A 17,605-nucleotide genomic window follows, 5' to 3' on the forward strand; every position below is an offset into this window, starting at 1 on the left:
GTTTCACGTTGTTTCCCGTAAATTCGCGGCAATGCTAAAACTGATTGCCGCCCTCCGCTTTGCTTTTCTAGTGCTCATCACGCTTGTGCTGGCCTCCCCGGCTGGTTGGGCTCAGTCGGGCGAAATACCGCCCAAGCGGGAGCTGCGGGGCGTCTGGATTGCCACGGTGGAGAACATCGACTGGCCCAGCAGCCGCAACCTGAGTTCCGAGCAGCAGCGCCGCGAGTACCGCCGCATGCTCGACGACCACCAGCGTAGCGGCATCAACGCGGTATTCGTGCAGGTGCGGCCCGCTTCCGATGCCTTCTATAAGAGCGAACTGGAGCCCTGGAGCAAGTGGCTGACCGGCACCCAGGGCCAGGCCCCAGCGCCCTACTACGACCCGCTGCCGTTTCTCATTGAGGAGGCCCACAACCGGGGTATGGAGTTCCACGCCTGGTTCAACCCTTACCGGGCCACCATGGACACGCTCAGCCGCCGCCTCGCGGCCGGCCACCCCTACCGCCGCCACCCCGAGTGGTTTATCCGCTTTTCGGGCAAGCTGCTCTACAACCCCGGCCTGCCCGAAGTGCGCCAGTATATCAACCGCGTCATTCTGGACGTGGTGAGCCGTTACGACATCGACGGGGTGCATTTCGACGACTATTTTTACCCCTACCCGGAGGCTAGGCAGGTGATCCATGACGAGGATGCCTACGCCCGCTTCAACCCCGACGGCCTGAAGCTGGCCGACTGGCGGCGGCAGAACGTGAACCTGCTCATCCGCGACCTGCACGAATCCATCAGCCAGACCAAGCGCTGGGTGAAGTTCGGCATCTCGCCCTTCGGCGTGTGGCGCAACCAGAACACCGACCCTAATGGCTCCGATACCCGCGCCTTCGAGGGCTACGACGGCCTGTACGCCGATGCGCTGGAATGGACCCGCCAGGGCTGGGTCGATTACGTGCTGCCCCAGCTCTACTGGAGCACCGGCTTCAAGGTGGCCCGCTATCCGGTGTTGGTGGAGTGGTGGGCCCGCAACGCCAACAACCGCCACGTGTATATCGGGCAGGGGGCTTACCGGATGCTCGAAAACACCCGCGCCGACACCATCTGGCGCAACCCCCGCGAGCTGCCCCGGCAGGTGCGCCTGAACCGCACGTTCCCGGCCGAAATCCAGGGCAGCGTGTTCTTTAGCTCAAAATCGTTGATGGCCAACGCCCTGCACACCACCGATTCGCTGCGCCAGCACGAGTTTCGCTACCCGGCCCTGCCACCCGTAATGCCCTGGCTCGATGCCGTGCCGCCGCTACCACCCCTACAGCTCCTGCTCACGGCCACCCGGTCGGCCAACGTACTTACCTGGCAACCCGCCCCGCCCGCCCCCGACGGCGACCAAGCGGCTTACTACGCCCTCTACCGCTTCACGCCTGAGCAAACGCCCCGCCCCGACGACCCGCGCAACCTGCTGGCCCTGGTGCGCCCCCGCGCCGGCTACGGCCTGGCCTTCACCGATACCACCGCCCGCCCCGGCGAGGCCTACGCCTATTACCTCACCGCCCTCGACCGCCTGCACAACGAAAGCCGCCCGGTGTGGGTGCGCACCACCGGCCGCGCCGCCGAAATCATCGTGGCCCAGGCTCCACCCGAGCCGCAACCGGCACCAACTCCCGCACCTCCGGCCGCGCCGGTGCCGGCCGCTGCTGCCGAGCCAGCTCCGGTAGCGGTGGCCCGGCCCGCTACCCGTCCGGCTGCCACCCGCCCCGGCGCCGCCCAGGCCCCCACCAAGGTCAAGGTGAAAACCAAAACCAAAAAGCGCAGGGGCTTCTTCGAGCGGTTATTCGGGGGCAGATAGATAGGGCAGGGGCGTGTTGCGTGGGCAGCAGTGCAATTTTGATAAGTGCGGGTAAAGAAGCAACTTCCCCGGGTCCGGAAGCAAGTTCCGGGGTTGCTCCTAACCCATCCGCGCCATGCCCACTGCTGCCCCCCGCGTCCCCGTCCGCACCTTCCCCGACTCCGAACTGGCCTCCGCCCAGGTGGCTCGCGAGCTGGCCGACTTCATCCGGGAGCGGGCCGCCGCCGGCCAGACGGCCGTGGTGGGGCTGGCCACCGGCTCGTCGCCGACCCGCGTGTACGAGGAGCTCGTGCGCCTGCACCAGCAGGAGGGGCTCAGCTTTCAGAACGTGGTCAGCTTCAACCTCGACGAGTATTACCCCATGGCCCCCGACTCGTTGCAGAGCTACGTGCGCTTCATGCACGAGTACCTGTTCGACCACGTGGATATCCGCCCCGAAAACATCCACATTCCCGATGGCACGGTGCTGCCTGAACAGGTAGCTGACTACTGTCGCGACTACGAGGCGCAGATTGTGGCTGCCGGGGGCATCGACTGGCAGCTGCTGGGCATCGGGCGCACGGGCCACATCGGCTTCAACGAGCCCGGTTCGGGATCCGGCTCGCGCACCCGCCTCATCACCCTCGACCACATCACGCGCACCGACGCAGCCTCCGATTTTTACGGCGAGGAAAACGTGCCCCGCCGGGCCCTCACGATGGGCGTAGGTACCATTCTGGAAGCCCGCCACGTGGTGCTGCTGGCCTGGGGCGAGGGCAAGGCCGCGGTGGTGAAACGCCTGGTGGAAGGCGAGCCCACCGACACCGTGCCGGCTACCTACCTGCAGCACCACCCGGCCGTGCAAGTGGTGCTCGATGAGGCCGCCGCCGCCGAGCTCAGCCCCCGCAAAACGCCCTGGCTGGCCGGTGAAACCTGCGACTGGCAGCAGCCGGCCCTCGTGCGCAAAGCCGTAACCTGGCTGGCCCGGCTGGTAGAAAAGCCCATCCTCAAGCTGCTCGACGAAGACTACAACGAAAACGGCCTCTCGGAGCTGCTGGCCGAATCGGAAGGGCAGGCCTACGCCATTAATATCCGGGTTTTCAACGAGCTCCAGCACACTATTACCGGCTGGCCCGGCGGCAAGCCCGACGCCGACGATACCCTGCGCCCCGAGCGGGCCGCGCCCTTCCCCAAGCGGGTGCTCATCTTCTCGCCCCACCCCGACGACGACGTGATTTCGATGGGCGGCACGCTGCTGCGCCTCGTCGATCAGGGCCACGAGGTGCACGTGGCCTACCAAACCTCGGGCAACATTGCCGTGTTCGATGAGGAAGTCGTGCGCTTTGCCGAGTTCGTGGCCGATTACGACGAGCTGTTTCGGTTTGATGACCAGCCCGCTGAGAACCTGTACCAGCGGGTGGCCGACTTCCTCAAAACCAAGGAGCCCGGCCAGGTCGATTCGGCCGAAGTCCAGCAGATCAAGGGCCTCATCCGGCGCGGGGAAGCCAAGAGCGCGTTGCGCCACGCCGGCCTCGACCCCGATACCCGCGCCCATTTCCAGGAGCTGCCTTTCTACGAAACCGGCCGGGTGCGCAAAAAGCCCTTGGGCGAGGAGGACATCCGCCTGACCGTGGAGCTGCTGGAAAAGCTGCGGCCCCACCAGATTTTCGCGGCCGGCGACCTGTCCGACCCCCACGGTACCCACCGCGTGTGCCTGGCCGCCATCATGCAGGCCGTGCAGCGGCTGCACGCGCAAGAAACCGACTGGCTCACCGATTGCCGGGTGTGGCTTTACCGCGGGGCCTGGCAGGAGTGGGACGTGGACCAGATTGAAATGGCCGTACCGCTAAGCCCCCAGGAACTCACGCGCAAGCGCCGGGCCATCTTCAAGCACCAGAGCCAGAAAGACCGCCCCCTGTTTCCGGGCGCCGACCAGCGCGAGTTCTGGCAGCGCGCCGAGGCCCGCAACCGCACCACCGCCCGCCTCTACGACCAGCTCGGCCTGCCCGAGTACGAGGGCATCGAGGCGTTTGTGCAGTGGGATTTTCAAGGCGCATCTGAGGCGTAAGCCCGCCGGTTAAGTGCTGCCCTGATGGGGGCAGGGAACGGTTGGGGGGAGGTGGCGCCGAAAAATCAGGTAAAACTATATATTACAGAAGGTTTACCGCCGGTTTGCCGGGCGGAAGACCTGCGTTCTTTTCCGCTCCAAATCCTACTCCTATGCTCCACCACTACTTTACGCCCGGGCGGCTGTTGCTGCTGGGCGGGCTGGCCGTGCTGCCGCTGGCGGCGGCCCGCGCCCAAACCAGCCAGCCCTACACGTTGCAGGGCCGCATAACCGATGAGCGGGGCCAGGGCCTGCCGGGCGTGACGGTGCTGCTGGCCGGCACCACCCTGGGCACCGCCACCGACGCCGAGGGCAACTACCAGCTCACCCTCAATCAGGCCCCCGGCCCGTACCGGCTCACGCTCTCAGCCATCGGCTTCAAAACTGAAACCCGGGCCATCACGCTCGGCACCAGCACCGCAGTAGTCACCAACGTCACGCTCAACTCGGCCAGCCAGGCCCTCGACAACGTGGTAGTTATCGGCTCGACGGTGAGCGTGAACCGCCGCGAGCTGGGCAACGCTATTACGGTAGTGGACGGGGCGCAGCTGCAAAAAACGGGCACCGGGCAGCTGCTCAACGCCTTGCAGGGCAAGGTGGCCGGAGCCCAGATAACCCAGAACTCGGGCGACCCCTCCGGCTCCATGTCCATCAAGTTGCGCGGCATTACCTCGCTTTCGGGCTCCTCCGACCCGCTGTACGTGATTGACGGCGTCATCGTGAGCAACCAGAGCACCAACGTGTCGCAGCGGGTCCTGAGCAACGACATCGGGGTGGCCAACCCCGGCCAGAACCGCCTGGCCGACATCAACCCCAACGACATCGAGAGCCTGAACGTGCTGAACGGGGCCGCCGCCGCCGCCATCTACGGCTCGCGGGCTTCCAATGGCGTCGTTATCATTACCACCAAGCGCGGCAAGTCGGGCGCCCCGCGGGTGTCGGCCTACACCAGCTTCCAGCTGAACGAGCTGCGCAAATCGGTGCCCGTGAATACCTACGGTAAGCAGTTCGGCTTCCAGGGGCTGCGGCTGTACACGATTGGGGGCATTTCGCCGGCCCAGATAGCGGCCAACCCCGGCACGACCACCACCCCGGTAACCCGCGCCAACGCCACCACCCAACTGGCCAGCAACCTCGTGGATGTGCCGCGCTACGACTATTTCAAGGAGATATTCCGCACCGCCTCCGGCACCGACAACGGGGTGTCGATTTCGGGCGGCTCCGAGCGCACCCAGTACTTCGTGTCGGCGGGCTACCTGAAAAACCAGGGCATCATCAAGGACACCGACTTCACGCGCTACAACCTGCGCGCCCGCGTCGATCAGCGCCTGACCAGCTGGGCCAAGGTGTCGGCCGGGGTGAGCTACATCAACAGCTCAGCCAGCGAGAAGGCCAACGGCAACGTGTTCTACAGCCCCATCAACGCCATCAACATCACCAACAACATCTACGACATCACCCGGCGCGACAGCAACGGCAACCTGCTGGCCGTCGAGCCCACCCGCGTCAACCCGCTCTCGACGATCGAGGACATGAAGTTCACGCAGGCCACCAACCGCACCATCAGTGACCTGCAAGTGAACCTGACGCCGTTCAAGGGCTTCAGCTTCGACTACATTCTGGGCGTTGATGCCTACTCGCAGGTCGGGCAGGGCTACATCCGGCCCTATCCGTACCAGGCCACGGCGGGCCTGCCGGCGGCCCGCTACCCCGATGGGTTTGCCTCCGACGCCAACAACACCGAAATCAACCTCAACTCCGACGTCAACCTGGGCTACGAGTACAATTTCTCGGAGGATTTCAAGCTCAACCTGCGGGCCGGCTACAACTACCAGTACCTGCGCAACTCGCTGGCCACCCAGCAGGGCCAGTTCCTGACTCCCTTCATCACCACCGTGCGGGGGGCCTCCTCGGCCAGCGTGCAGGCCGATTACTCGCTGGCCCAGTCGGACTTAAACGGGTTCTACGGCCAGGCCACCGTGGGCTACCGCAACCTGGCCTTCCTGACCGGGGCATTGCGCCGCGACGGCTCGTCGCGCTTTTCCAGCTCCGAAACCAACCAGTACTACCCTAAAGTCAGCGGCTCGCTGGTGCTCTCCGATTTGGGGGCGTGGCAGAACGCGGCCTTCGCCCAAACCTTTAACACGCTCAAGCTGCGGGCCAGCTACGGCGACGCGGGCAACCTGAACGGCATCGGCCCCTACGACCGCCTCTACCAGTTCAATGCCGTGCCCTTCCCGCGCAATGCCCTGGTGCCGGGGGCGCAGCTGGCCAACAACCGCGTCCGCCCCGAGCGCCTCAACGAGCTGGAGGGTGGGGTGGACCTGGGCTTTTTCGGCGACCGGCTGGGTCTGAGCGTGACGGTATACCGCCAGAAGATTACCGACCTGGTGGTGGCCCGCAACCTGGCCCCCACCACCGGCGGCTCGTCCATCATCGACAACGTGGGCACCATGGAAAACAAGGGCCTGGAGGTGCTGCTCAACGGTACGGCCATCCGCACCACCGATTTCTCGTGGGACATGACGGCCGTGTTCAGCCGCAACCGCAACAAAGTGCTGAGCCTGCCCGGCTCGAACGGCAACGTGCAGGCAATAGCCATTTCCAACTCGGCCGGCGCGCCGGTGTACCTGCTCCAGGGGCAGCCGGCGGGCGTGTTCTACGGCTCGACCTACGCCCGCAACCCCGACGGCTCGCTGCTGCTCACTTCCCAGGGCTTCCCGCAGGATGAGCGCACCAGCGGCCAGGCCCCGGGCTCGGTGAGCTACGTGCCCTCGCGCGGGGCCGACGGCCAGCCCAGCTACGCGCCCGGTACCACCGTGGCCCAGGCCATCATCGGCAACCCCAACCCCGACTGGACCGGCTCGTTCTCCACCAACTTTACCTACAAAAAGCTGGGCCTGCGGGTGCTGCTTGATGCGGTGCAGGGCGTGGACGTGTTCAATGCCGACAAGCGCACCCGTCAGGGTGTGGGCCTGGGCGATTTGGCTGAGAAAGAGCTGCGCGGCGAACTGCCCCGGGGCTACATTTTCGCCATCTACAACACCCAGCAGTTCCGCGTCGATGATGGCTCGTACGTGAAGCTGCGCGAAGTGGCCCTGAGCTACGGGCTGCCTACGTTCAGCAAGTACATCAGCGCCCTCGACCTCTCGCTGATCGGGCGCAACCTCTATTCCTGGGACAACTACAACGGCTTCGACCCCGAAACCAGCGCCGGCGGCTCGTCGGATTTGCTGCGGGCCATTGACTTCGGCAACGTGCCCATCCCGCGCTCCTACCAAATCCGCCTGGCGGCCACCTTCTAGCCTTCTTTCGTCATGAAAAAGATACTGCTGTTTTTCGTCGCCGGCACGCTTGTGCTGGGCGGCTGCAACAAGGAATATTTCAATCCCAGCACCGTGAGCCAGGACCAGGCCGTGAGTTCGGCCGAGGGCCTGACACTGCTCTGCAACGGCTTGCAGGCCCGCTACAGCACGGGCGGGCTGGTGAGCGTGCTCTACAACAAAGTGGCCCTGAGCGGCCTGAGCACCCGCGAAATGATGATTCTCAATCAGGGCAACGTGGATGAGAACAACATTGCCACGGGCGGGGCCAGCGTGGTGAACGACAACGCCGTGGTGCGCAACTTCTGGACCACGGCCCAGCTGGTGCGGGCCAACGCCGATTTGGTGCTGGCCAACGTGAACAACGCCAACGACCCCGGCACCCGCAGCGGCCTGGTGGCCTACGCCAGTATTTTCCGGGCCCTGACGCTGGGCGACATGGCCCAGTTCTTTGAGCAGACGTCGCTTTCGACGGGCGAAAACGCCCCGTTCGTGCCCCGCCAGGAGGCGTTGCGCAGCGCCGTGGCCCAGCTCGAAACGGCCGCCGCCCAGCTGGCGGCCACGCCGGTATCGGGGGAGTTCACGAGCCGCATCGTGCCCGGCATCGACCTGGCCAACACCTTGCAAGCCCTGATTGCTCGCTACAGCCTCGTGCTCGGCGACTACGACAAGGCCCTGGCCGCCGCCGGCCGTGTGAACCTGAGCAGCCGCTCGGTGTTCAACTTCAACGTTAATGCCCGCAACCCGCTCTTCGACGTGGTGTTCGGCAACCGCAACATCTTCGAGCCTACCAATGTGAATTTGGGCCTGACCGGGCCATTGGCTCCCAGCCCCGACGATAAGCGCATTCCGTTTCTGGTGCGGGCCGCGCCGCTGCCCACCCAGAACCGCGGGTTGGGTTTCTACACCGCCAACGACGCACCAATTCCGGTGTACGTGCCGGGCGAAATGCTGCTGATCCGGGCCGAGGCCTACGCCCGCAAAAGCGACCTGGCCAACGCCGTGACTGAGCTCAACAAGGTGCTCACCAAGCAGCCGGCCCAAGACGCGTTCGGCCTCGGGGCCGGCCTGCCCGCTTATTCGGGTCCGCTCACGGCCGATGCCGTGCTGCTCGAAATCCTGCGCAACCGTTCCATTGAACTGGCTTTCCAGGGTTTCCGGCTCGGCGACAGCCGCCGCTTTGGGCGGCCGGGGCCGGGGCAGCCGGGGGCCGAGCGCAACCGCAATTTCTACCCCTACCCGCGCATCGAGCGCGAAAACAACGGCAACACGCCCCCTGACCCAGCCAATTAATGGGGAGCGGTTAGCTCAAGGGACGGCCCTTCAGCTAACCGCTTCAGCCTACTAATATGACCACCGTCACCACCCAGACCGCCCTTGAAACCACCGGCGCACTGCCGCTGGCCGAAGCCTCCCAGCCGGGCCGCCTCCTCTCACTCGACGTGTTCCGGGGCCTCACGGTGGCGGCCATGATTCTGGTGAACAACCCCGGCGACTGGGGCCACATTTACGCGCCCCTGGAGCACGCCGAGTGGCACGGCTGCACGCCCACCGACCTGATTTTCCCGTTTTTCCTGTTCATCGTGGGCGTGAGCATCACGTATGCGCTGGGCTCGGCGAAACGGGCGACGGCCCGGCACGCGGCCCTGCTGGGACGGGTGGCGCGGCGGGCGGCGGTGCTGTTCGGGTTGGGCCTGTTGATGGCCTTGCAGCCGAAGTTCGACTTTGCCCACGTGCGCATTATGGGCGTGCTGCCGCGGATTGCGCTGGTGTTTCTGGTCTGCGGAACGGTGTTCGTGAAAACGGGCTGGCGCACGCAGCTGGGGCTATTGGCGACGCTGCTCATCGGCTACAACGTGCTGCTGCAACTGGTGCCCGTACCCGGTTTCGGCCTGCCCAACCTGGAGCCCGCCACCAACCTCGGGGCCTGGCTGGATAGAACGGTGCTGGGCGAAAACCACCTCTGGGTGCAAAGCAAAACCTGGGACCCGGAGGGTCTGCTCAGCACCCTGCCCGCCATCGGGACCGGATTGCTGGGGCTGCTGGCAGGCCAGTGGCTGCGCCGCCCGCAGCCCGAAACGGCCAGCCGGGTGGTGTGGCTGCTGCTGGCCAGCGGCGCGGCCAGCATGCTCGGGCTCGTCTGGAACCTGTGGCTGCCCATCAATAAAAGCCTTTGGACGAGCTCCTACGTGCTCTATACCGGCGGGCTGGCCGGCGCGGCGCTGGCGGCCCTGTACTGGCTCTGCGACGTGCAGGGCTGGCGCGGCTGGCTCACCCGCTTCGGCCGCGTGTACGGCGTGAATGCCATCACCGTGTTCTTTCTCTCGGGCGTTATCGCGCGCTGGCTGAACATGCTGCAAGTGCCCACTGAATCGGGTGAAGTCCCGGCCAAAACCTGGCTTTACGAGCGGTTTTTTACACCTTTTTTTAGTCCCGTCAACGCCTCGCTGGCCGGGGCGCTGGCCTGCGTGCTCATCTGGTACGCGGTGCTCTGGCTCATGCACCGGCGCAACATCATCGTCAAAGTCTGACCACGGATTGGCGCGGGTTTTAACGGATTTAGCTTTGCTGTTCTTCGGTTCACGGATTTTGCAGACGGGGTGAGGGGCTCCACGCGGGTGGGAGTGGGGTGCGAAACGGCAATATTTCGTACCTCTGTGGCATGAAAAGAACCTTCCTGCTGCTGGCGGCCACTACGGTGCTGGCTTTGCCGGCCGCCCTGGCCCAGACGACCCCGCCGCCGGCCACTGCTGCCACTGCTGCCACTGCTGCGCCGCTTTCGGCCAGCCACCGCAAAGCCGCCGAAAGCCTGCTGGCCGCCACCAACTCCGAGCAGAACCTAACCCTGACCATCGACCGGATGCTGGCGGGCCAGATCGAGCAAAACCCCGGCATGAAGGCCGTGGAGCCCGAAATGCGCGCCTACCTCACCAAGTACATGAGCTGGGCTTCGCTTAAGGATGAAATGGTGCAACTCTACGCCGGTGCTTTCACCGAGAAGGAGCTCAAAGAACTGACCAAATTCTACCTGACGCCCATCGGCCGCAAAACCACTGAGAAGCTACCCCAGCTGACTGCGGCCGGCATGGAGCTGGGCCAGCGCCGGATGCAGGAACACCTGCCCGAGCTTCAGCAGGCTATTGCCGAAAAAATGAACAAGCAGCCGCCCGGCGCGGCTGAGTAGGCGCTTCGCTGACGCGGCGACTACGCCCCCGGCAAAGTCCTGCGCGCAACAAGGGGCCGGGTAAGCCGCATGCCCCTGATGACGTGCCAAGCTCGTAGCTTGGCCTGGGGCGTATCCTGACTATGTTTGATTGCGTGCCAGTCAGCTGCGGCCGGCTCCGGCCCGGGTAGTATAATCCACCGGGTTTCTCTTTCATCCAATCCTTTATCCGCTGCCCCCGATGACCCAAAACGTAACGCAGGCGGCCTTGGGAACCACCGGGGCCAGACCGCTGGCAGAAGCCTCGGGGCGGCTGATGTCGCTGGATGTGTTTCGGGGCATGGCCGTGCTGCTGATGCTGCTGGTGAATTTCCCCGGCGACTGGCACTACTACTACGCGCCCATTTCGCACGCCGGGTGGCACGGCTTTCACCTGGCCGACCTCGTGTTCCCGGCTTTTCTCTACATCGTGGGCGTGTCGTTGGTATATGCGCTGGCCTCGGTGCGGGCTCAGCCCGGGCACCACACCCGCGCCCTGGTCCGGGTGGGCCGCCGCGCCCTGGTAATGGTGCTGCTGGGCATCCTGATTATGTTGCTGCCGTATTTTTATTTCACGTCGGTGCGCATTCCGGGGGTGTTGCAGCGCATTGGGGTGGTGTTTCTGCTGGGCAGTGTGCTCTACCTCAAAACCAGCTGGCGCACCCAGGCCCTGCTGCTGGTGCTGCTGCTGGCCGGCTACGCGGCCCTGCTGCAACTGGTGCCCGTGCCCGGCATCGGCCCCGCCAACTTGGAGCCGGCCACCAACCTCGGGGCCTGGCTGGATAGAACGGTGCTGGGCAATGGCCACCTCCACGACGACCAGCTGGGCTGGGACCCCGAAAGTCTGCTGGGAACCCTGCCCGCGCTGGGCACCACCCTGCTTGGGATGCTGAGCGCCCAGTGGCTGCGAGGCCCCCGGCCCGCCGCCTGCCGAGTGCGGTGGCTGCTGTGGGCCGGGGTGGCCGCGCTCGGGCTCGGGCTGCTCTGGCACCCGTGGTTTCCCATCAACAAAAGCCTCTGGACCAGCTCCTTCGTGCTGTATTCCGGGGGGTGGTGCATTCTGCTGCTGGCCACGCTCTACTGGGTCTGCGACGTGCGGGGGCGGCGCGGGGCCTGGACTACGCTGTTTCTGGTGTATGGCGTGAATGCGTTCAGCGTGTTTTTCCTTTCCGAAGCCGTGGAGCGAGTGCTCACGCGTCTGCACCGCAAAACCCCCACCGGGGAGAAGCTTTACCTGCGCGACTGGCTTTACCAGACGCATTTTGTCCCGCATTTTGTCAACCCCTACCACGCTTCCCTGGTCTGGGACCTGGTATACCTGCTGTTCTGGACGCTGCTGTTGTACCTGCTCTACCGCAAGCGCATCATCATCAAAGTGTGAATCGGTGACTGAGTGGCCTGTCATTCCGACGGAGGAGGAATCTGGGTAAAGTCGCCAGAATGAGGTTGTGCAACGGCTTGCCCCAGATTCCTCCTGCGTCGGAATGACAGGCCACTCAGTCACCGAGTCACCACTGATATCCCGCAAACGTCTGGCGGATTTTGGTTTTGAGCAGTTTGCCGGTGGCCGTGTGGGGCAGCTCGTCCACGAATTCGACGGCTTCGGGCGTCCACCACTTGGCTATTTTGCCTTCGTAGAAAGCCAGTAACTCTTCGGCGCTGACCGTGTGACCGGCCTGGCGCACCACCACCAGCAGGGGCCGCTCACTCCATTTGGGATGGGGCAGCCCGATGACGGCGGCTTCGGCCACGGCCGGATGGCCCACGGCCAGGTTTTCCAGCGCGATGCTCGAAATCCACTCTCCGCCCGATTTAATCACGTCCTTGCTGCGGTCGGTTATCTGCATGAAGCCGGCCGCATCAATGGTGGCCACGTCGCCGGTGCGGAACCAGCCGTCGGTGGTCAGCTCGCCCATGGGGCCGGCCCCGAAATAGTCGGCTACCACCCAGGGGCCGCGCACGAGCAGGTCGCCGAAGGCCACGCCGTCGTGGGGCAGCGAGTGGCCCTCGTCGTCCACAATCTTCATATCGACCCCAAAAATAACCCGGCCCTGCTTGGTGCGCAGGGCAAACTGCTCCTCGTCGCTCAAGCTCAGTTGCTGGGGCTTGAGCACGCTCACCGTGCCCAGGGGCGATGTTTCGGTCATGCCCCAGGCGTGGCGGATGGTAACGCCTAACTCGTCGGCGAAGGCCCGGAACAAGGCCGGCGGGCAGGCCGCGCCGCCCACCACCGTTTGGTGCAGGGTGCTGAAACGCAGGTTTTTTTCGCGCATGAACGTGAGCAGCCCCAGCCAGATGGTGGGCACGCCGGCCGAGAACGTGACGCCTTCAGTTTCGAACAGCTCGTAGAGGCTGGCTGCATCCAGGCCCGGGCCGGGCAGCACCAGCTTGCAGCCCAGCATGGGGGCCAGGTACGGAATGCCCCAGGCATTGACGTGGAACATGGGCACCACGGGCAGAATCACATCCTGGGCCGAGCAGTTGAAGCAGTCGGGCAAGGCGGCAGCGAAACTGTGCAGCAGCGTGGAGCGATGGGAGTAGAGCACGCCCTTGGGCTCGGCGGTGGTGCCGGAGGTGTAGCAGAGCGAAGAGGCCGTGTTCTCATCGAACACCGGCCACTGGTACTGGTCGGTTTCAGCGGCCAGCAAGTCCTCGTAGCAGCGCAAATCGGGCAGGGCGGGACTTTCGGACAGGTGCGCCCGGTCGCTCATCAGCACCCAGGCTTCCACGCCGGGGCAGTGGGCCGCCAGCTTTTCTACCAGGGGCAGGAAGGTCAGGTCGAAGAACACCACCCGGTCCTGGGCGTGGCCGATGATGTAGGCAATCTGCTCGGGAAACAGGCGCGGGTTAATGGTGTGGCACACCGCCCCCGAGCCCGACACGGCGTAGTAGAGCTCCAGGTGGCGGTGGGTGTTCCAGGCCAGCGTGCCCACCCGGTCGCCGCTGCCAATACCGAGGCGGGCCAGGGCGTTGGCCAGTTGCCGGCTGCGGCGGCCCAGCTCGGCGTAGGTAGAGCGGTGAATGAGGCCTTCGGGCAGGCGGCTCACGATTTCGGTATCGGCGTGCCACTTCTCGGCGTGTTCCAGCAGCCCCGCGATGCGCAGGGGCTCATGCATCATCAATCCTAGCATAGTATCGTTCGGGTTTATTTCACGCAGTGTCTCGGGGTGGATGACGCAGGGTACCGCAGTGCTGTTCTTATAGGCCGTTGACTAAGCGGTGCATGCGCTCTTTGAAGTGGGCTATATTGAAGTTGATGAGTTGGCCGAGTTTGAGGCCCGAGAGCTTAAGGTACGTTAGTAGTTGCTTGAAATGAACTTCCTGCAGGGTTTCCACCGATTTAATTTCCACAATAACTTTACCCTGCACCACCATGCCCAGCCGGAATCCGGCTTCCATCTGCACGCCGGCATACACCATCGGTAACGCCAGCTGCGTCTGTACCGTCAGTCCTGCCTGCCGCAACCCGTGCGCCAGGGCCACCTCCTGTACCGACTTCAGCAACCCCGGTCCCAAAGCCGAATGTACCTTGAAAGCCGCCTTTCTCACCTCAAACGAAATATCATTCTCCGGCATCCAAATAGCTGATTTACGTGCTGTCGGCTGCGCTATTTTCTACTTCACGCAGTAGATTGGGGTGGCTGTTTATTGCGAAACACTGCGTGACGTGAGGCGGATGAGACTTGTGCCCAAATCCTAAAGTAGCTGTAAGAACGACACTGCGCTACCCTGCCCCATCCACCCCGAGACACTGCGTGAAATACCTGAAGAACTATTCCTCCACCGACGTTTCCACCTCCAGCTGCCGCCGCTGCCGGATACTTTCCAGGGCCACCTGTAATACGTCGGTGCGCACGTTCATCGAGGAAATCTTATTGTTGCGGCGGGTCGGGTTCACGCGGTTGGTGAGCACGATGCAGATAAGCTCTTCCCTGGGCTCGACCCAGAACAGGGTGCCGGTGAAACCGGTGTGACCGTAGCTGGCCGGCGAGGCGCTTTTGGCCGAGTTCAGGGCCGGGTTGGCGGCGGGCCGGTCGAAGCCCAGGGCGCGGCGGTTATCGGGGCAGAACTGGCAGCGGGTGTACTCGGCCAGGGTTTCGGCTTTGATAAGCTGCTGCCCGCCGTACTGCCCTTCCCAGGCGTAGAGTTGTACGAGCTTGGCCAGATCGTTGGCCGAGCCAAACAGGCCCGCGTGGCCCGACACGCCCCCGAGCAGGGCCGCGCCCTCATCGTGGACCGTGCCGTGGAGCTGGCCGTGGCGGAACAGCGAGTCGTATTCGGTAGGCGCGATGCGGCTGAGCGGGAAGCGGCGGGTGGGATTGTAGCCGAGCGTGGTAGCGCCCAGGGGCCGGTACAGCTGCTGGGTCATGAACTGATCCAGTGGCCGGCCGGTGGCCGCCTGCACGAAGCGCGGATAGAGAATAAACGAGAGGTCAGAGTACACGTAGCCGGGCTTCTCGTTGAGCGGCGACTCGGCAATGGCTTTGAAAATGAGGTCGGGGAAATCCTGGCGGGCCCACAGGCCGGTAGCGGCCCGTAGCGGGAACCGGGCCGACGAATCGGGCCGGAAGTAGCGGCGGCTGAGCTCGGCGGGCTGGGTGGCCGATACCGCGCTGGCGGGCGGGCTCTTGCCGAAAACCGATTGGAAGAAGCCCTGGGGCTTGGTGTAGTTCTTCCAGAACGGAATCCAGGCCTTGAGGCGGGCCTGGTGGGTGAGCACGTCGCGCAGCTTCAGGTCCTGCTTGTTGGTGCCGCGTAGTGCCGGCAGCAGCTGACCCAGCGTCATATCGGGGGAGAATTTACCCTGGTCCTGGAGCGTCATCAGGGCGGGCAGGGCGGCGGTTACTTTGGTCAGCGAAGCCAGGTCGTAGAGGTCGTCGGGGCGCACCGGGCGGGCCGCCGGGCCGTAGGTCTGGCGGCCATAGCTCTTGCGCAGCACCACCGTGCCTTTGCGGGCAATCAGCACCTGGCCACCCGGGAAGGCCCCGGCGGCCAGGGCCGCGTTCATCACCGAATCGACCCGGCTTTCGAGGTTGTTGTTCATGCCCACGGCCTCGGGGAAGCTGTAGCGCAGCCGAATGCCGCCCTTGGTGGGCAGCCCCGCTCCGTAGCCGTAGCGCCCCGACGCGGCCACCGGCAGGTGCCCGCTGGCCGAAACGCCCCCGAAAATTACCTCGGCGGCCACTTCCTGGGCGTTCTGGCTTTCCTGGTAGGCCAGCACCACGGCCTCGGCCCGGCTCAAATCACGCAGCCGGTCCAGGGCGTAGGCCGTCCCAAATACCGTTACCACCAGCTTCTGGCCCTTGCCGCCCAGCTCGCGCAGCAGCACGTTCATTTCGGGGGTTACGCCGAAGCTGGTGGCGGGCTGGCGGCCCAGGTTGTTCACGCCCACCAGCACCATATTATAGGGCCGGAGCGTCTCGCGCATCCGCGTCAGCTCGTCGAGCGAAGGCGTAGCGGGCAGCCAGAAGTGGCGGGCGGGCGCATAGTCGGCCACCATGCGCTGGAAATAGGTGGTGTCGGTGGTGCCGAGCGTGAGCGTGGCCAGCCGCAGCGTGTCGAGGCGCAGCAACGGCAGCAGGTTCTGCTGGTTGCGCAGCACCGTGAGGCTCTGCTCCGTGAGCTGGCGGCTCAGGAACTGGGCGTGGGGCGTGTTCAGGTCGGCCGTAATGTTCTTCAGCTCGATGGGCCGGTAGCGGTTCAGGCCCGACCACTGCTTCAGGGCCAGCACCTTGCGGCAGCGGCGGTCAATTTCGGCCTGCGAAATGCGGCCCTCGTTGATGGCTTCCCGGATCAGGCGCAAAGCCAGCGGAATGTTCTTGCTGAACTCCAGCACGTCGTTGCCGGCCAGCACGGCCCGCAAGTCGGCCTCGCCGGGCGGATACTTGCTGATGACGCCCTTCATGTTCATGGCATCGGTGAAGATGATACCCTCGAAACCCAGCTTCTGGCGCAGCAGCCCCTCAATAATGGGTTTGGAAAGCGTGGAGGGCACGCCCGTGGTATCGAGGGCCGGAATGTTGAGGTGGGCCACCATCATGCCGCCCAGCCCGCGCCGGATCAGGCTTTTAAACGGGAACAGCTCCAGCGTATCGAGCCGCTGCCGGTCGATGCGCAGCAGGGGCAGGGCCAGGTGGGAGTCTACGTCGGTGTCGCCGTGGCCGGGGAAGTGCTTGGCCACGGCCAGCACGCCCGCGTCCTGCATGCCACGCATGTACTGGTAGCTTTTTTCGGTGACGTTCTCGCGGTTTTCGCCCCAGCTGCGGAAGCCGATGACCGGGTTCTGGGCGTTGTTGTTCACGTCGGCCACCGGGGCAAAGTTGACGTGCATACCCAGCCGCTTGAACTGGGCGGCCACCTCCTGGCCCATCTGGTAGATAAGTGCATTGTCCTTGAGTCCGCCCAAACTCATCTGGAACGGAAAGCGCGCTACGCTATCCAGGCGCATGCCCACGCCCCATTCGCCGTCCATGGCCACCAGCAGCGGCACCTTGCTCTGGCTCTGGTAGCGGTTGAGCAGGCGGCTCTGGCGCACCGGCCCGCCTTGGAAAAAGATTAGTCCCCCAATCCCGTACTGCTGAATCAGGGCCGAAACCGAGTCCTCATCGAGGCGGCGGCGGTTGGAGTAGGCGGCCACCATGAACAGTTGGGCCACCCGTTGGTCGGGCGTGAGCGAGGCCATCACCGAATCAACCCACCGCGAGCTGGCCAGCTGCCCGGCAAACGGTACCGGCTGGTTGCCCCGGCTGGCCGAGGCGGGGGCAGGGGCTGGCCGGACTGCCAGGGGCCGGATCCGGGCGGGCGCGGGCTTGTGGGTTCCGGCCTCTGGGCGGGTGGGCGGGGGAGTACGACGGCTGGCGGCGCGGCGCTGGGCGGCGGCATCGGGGCCGCTGAGCAGCAGCGCCAGCAGCCAGAGAAACGGAAGAAAACGGGAGGATGGCAAGGTGGGCGGGGCAAGGCGTGAGGCAGCTAATGTAGCGGAATACTGCCAGCGACCGAATGGCCGGCCGTGCCCGGGGCGCTCATTCCGCCCGCCAACGGATGGTGGCAACCCACCTGCGGCGGCGACTGAAAAAGCAAGTCCGCACGGGCACGCCACCGGGCTAGCGGAAACGTTTGCGTATATATGCTGCTGACAAGTAATGAGTTAAATTAGCTAT

At 64.8% G+C, this 17,605-nt stretch carries 10 protein-coding genes; 7 read left to right on the forward strand and 3 right to left on the reverse strand.

From position 1 onward, the window contains the following. Window positions 1-31 precede the first annotated feature (31 nt). From D0T11_RS14910 to D0T11_RS14940, 7 genes are all read left to right on the forward strand, one after another. Window positions 32-1,834 carry a glycoside hydrolase family 10 protein gene (locus D0T11_RS14910; RefSeq protein WP_119656599.1) on the forward strand — a complete coding sequence of 601 codons (1,803 nt, stop codon included), beginning with the start codon at window positions 32-34 and terminating at the stop codon, window positions 1,832-1,834. 115 nt (window positions 1,835-1,949) lie between these two features. Then, the gene (nagB, locus tag D0T11_RS14915; RefSeq protein WP_119656600.1) at window positions 1,950-3,881 is read left to right on the forward strand and encodes a glucosamine-6-phosphate deaminase; all 1,932 of its coding nucleotides are present in this window, start codon (window positions 1,950-1,952) and stop codon (window positions 3,879-3,881) included. Window positions 3,882-4,033: 152 nt separating this feature from the next. Further along, window positions 4,034-7,225 (forward strand): SusC/RagA family TonB-linked outer membrane protein, encoded by a 3,192-nt coding sequence (locus tag D0T11_RS14920; RefSeq protein ID WP_119656601.1) that lies wholly within the window; start codon window positions 4,034-4,036, stop codon window positions 7,223-7,225. Between the two features lie 12 nt (window positions 7,226-7,237). Then, complete coding sequence (locus D0T11_RS14925; RefSeq protein WP_119656602.1) at window positions 7,238-8,536, forward strand: RagB/SusD family nutrient uptake outer membrane protein; 1,299 nt, start codon at window positions 7,238-7,240, stop codon at window positions 8,534-8,536. A gap of 56 nt (window positions 8,537-8,592) precedes the next feature. Then, a complete protein-coding gene (locus tag D0T11_RS14930; RefSeq protein WP_119656603.1) occupies window positions 8,593-9,774 on the forward strand; it encodes an acyltransferase family protein in 1,182 nt (393 codons plus the stop codon). A 131-nt stretch (window positions 9,775-9,905) separates the two neighbouring features. Next, on the forward strand, window positions 9,906-10,427 hold the full coding sequence (locus D0T11_RS14935) for a DUF2059 domain-containing protein (protein WP_119656604.1): 522 nt from the start codon (window positions 9,906-9,908) through the stop codon (window positions 10,425-10,427). A gap of 220 nt (window positions 10,428-10,647) precedes the next feature. Continuing rightward, window positions 10,648-11,826, forward strand: coding sequence for an acyltransferase family protein (locus D0T11_RS14940; RefSeq protein ID WP_119656605.1), 1,179 nt, complete (start codon window positions 10,648-10,650; stop codon window positions 11,824-11,826). A gap of 127 nt (window positions 11,827-11,953) precedes the next feature. Here the strand turns inward: D0T11_RS14940 and D0T11_RS14945 are convergent, their stop codons facing one another. From D0T11_RS14945 to D0T11_RS14955, 3 genes are all read right to left on the reverse strand, one after another. Beyond that, window positions 11,954-13,576 carry a 3-(methylthio)propionyl-CoA ligase gene (locus D0T11_RS14945; RefSeq protein WP_182888429.1) on the reverse strand — a complete coding sequence of 541 codons (1,623 nt, stop codon included), beginning with the start codon at window positions 13,574-13,576 and terminating at the stop codon, window positions 11,954-11,956. A 67-nt stretch (window positions 13,577-13,643) separates the two neighbouring features. After that, window positions 13,644-14,021: a GxxExxY protein gene (locus D0T11_RS14950; protein ID WP_119656607.1), complete on the reverse strand. Its 378-nt coding sequence runs from the start codon at window positions 14,019-14,021 to the stop codon at window positions 13,644-13,646. A 196-nt stretch (window positions 14,022-14,217) separates the two neighbouring features. Further along, window positions 14,218-17,388, reverse strand: a complete 3,171-nt coding sequence (locus D0T11_RS14955) for a glycoside hydrolase family 3 N-terminal domain-containing protein (RefSeq protein WP_119656608.1) — start codon at window positions 17,386-17,388, stop codon at window positions 14,218-14,220. Window positions 17,389-17,605: the final 217 nt, after the last annotated feature.

Source organism: Hymenobacter rubripertinctus, assembly GCF_003583925.1.
GTDB lineage: Bacteria > Bacteroidota > Bacteroidia > Cytophagales > Hymenobacteraceae > Hymenobacter > Hymenobacter rubripertinctus.

Coding starts and splice junctions, on each gene's coding strand:
- D0T11_RS14910 (WP_119656599.1), top strand. CDS start 32: ATGCTAAAACTGATTGCCGCCCTCCGCTTTGCTTTTCTAGTGCTCATC.
- nagB (WP_119656600.1), top strand. CDS start 1,950: ATGCCCACTGCTGCCCCCCGCGTCCCCGTCCGCACCTTCCCCGACTCC.
- D0T11_RS14920 (WP_119656601.1), top strand. CDS start 4,034: ATGCTCCACCACTACTTTACGCCCGGGCGGCTGTTGCTGCTGGGCGGG.
- D0T11_RS14925 (WP_119656602.1), top strand. CDS start 7,238: ATGAAAAAGATACTGCTGTTTTTCGTCGCCGGCACGCTTGTGCTGGGC.
- D0T11_RS14930 (WP_119656603.1), top strand. CDS start 8,593: ATGACCACCGTCACCACCCAGACCGCCCTTGAAACCACCGGCGCACTG.
- D0T11_RS14935 (WP_119656604.1), top strand. CDS start 9,906: ATGAAAAGAACCTTCCTGCTGCTGGCGGCCACTACGGTGCTGGCTTTG.
- D0T11_RS14940 (WP_119656605.1), top strand. CDS start 10,648: ATGACCCAAAACGTAACGCAGGCGGCCTTGGGAACCACCGGGGCCAGA.
- D0T11_RS14945 (WP_182888429.1), bottom strand. CDS start 13,576: ATGCTAGGATTGATGATGCATGAGCCCCTGCGCATCGCGGGGCTGCTG.
- D0T11_RS14950 (WP_119656607.1), bottom strand. CDS start 14,021: ATGCCGGAGAATGATATTTCGTTTGAGGTGAGAAAGGCGGCTTTCAAG.